Origin of the sequence: Ruegeria marisflavi (genome assembly GCF_025673445.1) — a bacterium.
Classification (GTDB): Bacteria; Pseudomonadota; Alphaproteobacteria; order Rhodobacterales; family Rhodobacteraceae; genus Ruegeria_B; species Ruegeria_B marisflavi.
Window position 1 is genome coordinate 1 of record NZ_JAOVQN010000059.1, and the last position, 2964, is coordinate 2964.

Below are 2964 nucleotides of genomic sequence, written 5' to 3' on the forward strand. Positions count from 1 at the left end.
TTCAGACCTCCCTTTTGGGAGTTTGAATCAGAACCTAGACCAGATGGGAATCCTGAATCTCAACAGACCCTAGAACGAGACGGTGCATTCGTTCCGTTCGACCACAAATCGCTTTTCACGGCTATGATGACAAAACTCGACACGTTCGAGCACGACGTTTTGCACGCCGAAGATTCTCCAGTCGATGCGCTTCGACTGCTAGATCAGGAAACGGAGCTGCGTCGCTCGATAGCTTTCTGGCTTCGAAACGCAGATCACGGCGTTTTTGATTTCACACAAGAGGCTGTTGTGGTCGATGAGAACCGTACAGATATCCGGTTTCACCCACGGACCATGCCAGGGTATGCAACGGTCGAATTGAAGAGAGAGACTTGGAGTGTTCGCGAGCTAGAGCATGCTCTAAGCGTCCAGTTGGTCGGCCAGTACCTACAGCACGACAATTGCCGTGCCGGATGCCTTCTCATTTGCCAAGCTCAGGCAAAGCGATGGCGGCACTCTGATACAAACGCGTGGATGTCTCTCCAAGAAGTGGTCAGCCACTTGAATTCGATTGCCAAGGAGATCATGGCTGAACGTCCAGAACTTTATATCGGGGTTAAGGGGATAGATTATTCATAGAGTGGTTGGCGATGTCAGCCACATCCTCGCAACGAAAAAACACCGCCGTGCTACAGATTTCCAAATCACAAGATGACTTTAGCGGTCTTGCTTGACAGCTTGCACGAGAATTTGGTGTCAAGGCTTGTCGGGCGCCAAAACACTTCTTGCTTCGCTATAGCTCTTGGAACCTTTTACCCATTGCCACGGCGTGCGCGGCTTGCGTGCCTTTGCCAATTCAGGGTTCGCCTTGGCGTCGCTGACAGCAGCGCGCAGGCGTTCGCGGGCCTCGCGCGGGTCGATCTTGAGTTCTTCGCTTAGGGTTTTCAGCGTGATGATGTCGGACATGTCGATCTCCTGAGTTTCTGATGCAGATCGATAAGACGAGGGAAGCAGGTATGTCAGGGACAACCCTAGCCAAGCCCCGGCATATTCAGCGATAGGCGCGCGTGGCCGCGTTGTATTGAGCCAGCAGGACGTATGACCGGCATTCGCGACATATCCAGCCCAACGCCACACCGAGCCTGACGCTGGCCCCTGCACGCCGCGCAGACGGGTTCTTCACCGGGAAATACCCTGACGACGGATGGTGCCCGATCTTATTGCGCTGTTGCGACGGCAATAAGTGAAAGGAGACCGCAATGGTCATTCGTGCAACTTGGAGCTTCAACGGGCAGGAGAAAGTCGTCCTCGGCAATTGGCACCGGCTGTGGTGTCTGCTGTTCGGCCCATTCTACTATGCCTTCAAAGGCATGTGGTGGTGGGCAATCTTATCCTTCTTCATCTTGAACGGTCTGTGGATCGGCTTCCCGTTGTTCAATCGCAGCATTGTGCTGCGCCATTTCTATCGCAAGGGTTGGCTTCAAAATTGATGCGCCGGACAGTCTAGCCAATGAGTAAACCCACCCATGCGGCACCCGAATACCCCCACTCAGATGCACCCGAATGAAGACCGATTGAAAAGACTCAGCAATTCGGGTCCGTCTCCCATCCAACAGCCTGATCAATAGTCCGCGTGTCAGTCTCGGCTGCATCTGGCCACACCGACCAAGGAGAAGACAACAGATGACCACAGGTGGGCGGGGGGGAGGCGTTTTTTTATCGGCGTCCTCCCTTTGGGCAGATAAGGGGTCATGCATACTTCAAAGGTTTCCGGCCCCTAGCCGATTAACGCTTTTGCTGAAGGTTGATCACTTCGATCACATCATCACATTCGAGACGCCAAAGTGATTTCGTGATCAAAGTGATCGCACTTGCGCAGTTCACGGCAACGCGTACTTGCCGCGCCTTAGTTTCTTGACCTCGCCGTCCGTGGCCATGCTCTTGAGCAGTTGACGCACGTTCTCTTGAGGCCAGTCCAGCGCCTCGGCCATGTCTTTAGGCCCCAAAGCCCCCTCAGCGTTTCGCAAGACTTCTAGGACTGCCCTGCGCTCGTCCGAGATCCTAACGGTGTCAGTGTCACCGAGAATTCGCCAAAGCCCGTCATCGAGTTCGAGCGCCAGATCGATGTTCTCCATCTCTCGACCTCGCCCGTACAGGGTGACGCCATCGCTCTTACGATCAAGGACGAGAACGTTATCGACAGCCCCCGTTAGCCCTGTGGTTCCTGACACCATGTCCAAGGGGTCGTCGCCAGTCATCTTGCGAAGATGGTGGATAACGATGATCGATATGCCGTGCTTGCCTGCGAGTTCCTGCAGAGGCAGCAAAGCGGCGTCGTCGGCTTCGTATTCGTTCTTGCCCTTCGATGCAGGCTTGATGCGCGCCAGAGTGTCGAGGATGATTAGGCAAGGCCGATGTTCGGTAATCCAGTCCTCAAGGTCATCGAGACCACCTTCGTCCAGCTTGTTCATCTGGGTCGCAAAGTGAAAATCCAGCGGCCAGTTGATTTGATCACCGTAGTTGTGAAGCATACGCCGTCTCAAGCGCCTCGGATTGTCCTCAAGCGCACAATAGAGTGCGACTCCCTTTTCGCAGGGTCTGTTGCCAAGCACTTCGCAGCCGATGGCCACCAACATTGCGATGTCCAACGCCATCCATGACTTTCCCATTTTGGGTTTGCCCGCCAGCAGGGTCAGACCTTCGGTAATCAGTCCTTCGACCAAAAACTTGAGGGGAGGAAAATCTGTTGCTTGCAGTTCATTCGCGGGAAAGGTCGACAGACCTTCTTGCGGTGAGGGCTGGCCCAAATTCTTCTCGGGGAACCGTGCGATACGCGGTTTCGTAGGCGTCTTGCGGCTCATCTGGATACCTCCAGATTTCTGACGATGCGTGCGATTTCCTCGTTGAGCTGGCTCTGTTGCACAAATCGGCTGATAGTCGAGGCTCCGCTTTCCCCGGACAGAGTCATCCCACGGGTTTCGTGAT

The 2964-nt window shown here is 54.5% G+C and carries 4 protein-coding genes; 2 read left to right on the forward strand and 2 right to left on the reverse strand.

Features of this window, described 5'->3' with window-relative positions; genetic code table 11:
* A partial coding sequence (locus tag OEZ49_RS22895; protein WP_263390454.1) for a hypothetical protein occupies positions 1-618 on the forward strand: 618 nt, incomplete at its 5' end.
* Between the two features lie 117 nt (positions 619-735).
* On the opposite strand, the gene OEZ49_RS22900 is transcribed toward OEZ49_RS22895, so the two are convergent.
* The gene (locus tag OEZ49_RS22900; protein WP_263390455.1) at positions 736-945 is read right to left on the reverse strand and encodes a hypothetical protein; all 210 of its coding nucleotides are present in this window, start codon (positions 943-945) and stop codon (positions 736-738) included.
* A gap of 293 nt (positions 946-1238) precedes the next feature.
* On the opposite strand from OEZ49_RS22900, the gene OEZ49_RS22905 reads away from it, so the two are divergent.
* Complete coding sequence (locus OEZ49_RS22905; protein WP_263390456.1) at positions 1239-1469, forward strand: hypothetical protein; 231 nt, start codon at positions 1239-1241, stop codon at positions 1467-1469.
* Positions 1470-1859: 390 nt separating this feature from the next.
* Here the strand turns inward: OEZ49_RS22905 and OEZ49_RS22910 are convergent, their stop codons facing one another.
* Positions 1860-2840, reverse strand: coding sequence for an AAA family ATPase (locus tag OEZ49_RS22910; protein ID WP_263390457.1), 981 nt, complete (start codon positions 2838-2840; stop codon positions 1860-1862).
* Positions 2841-2964: the final 124 nt, after the last annotated feature.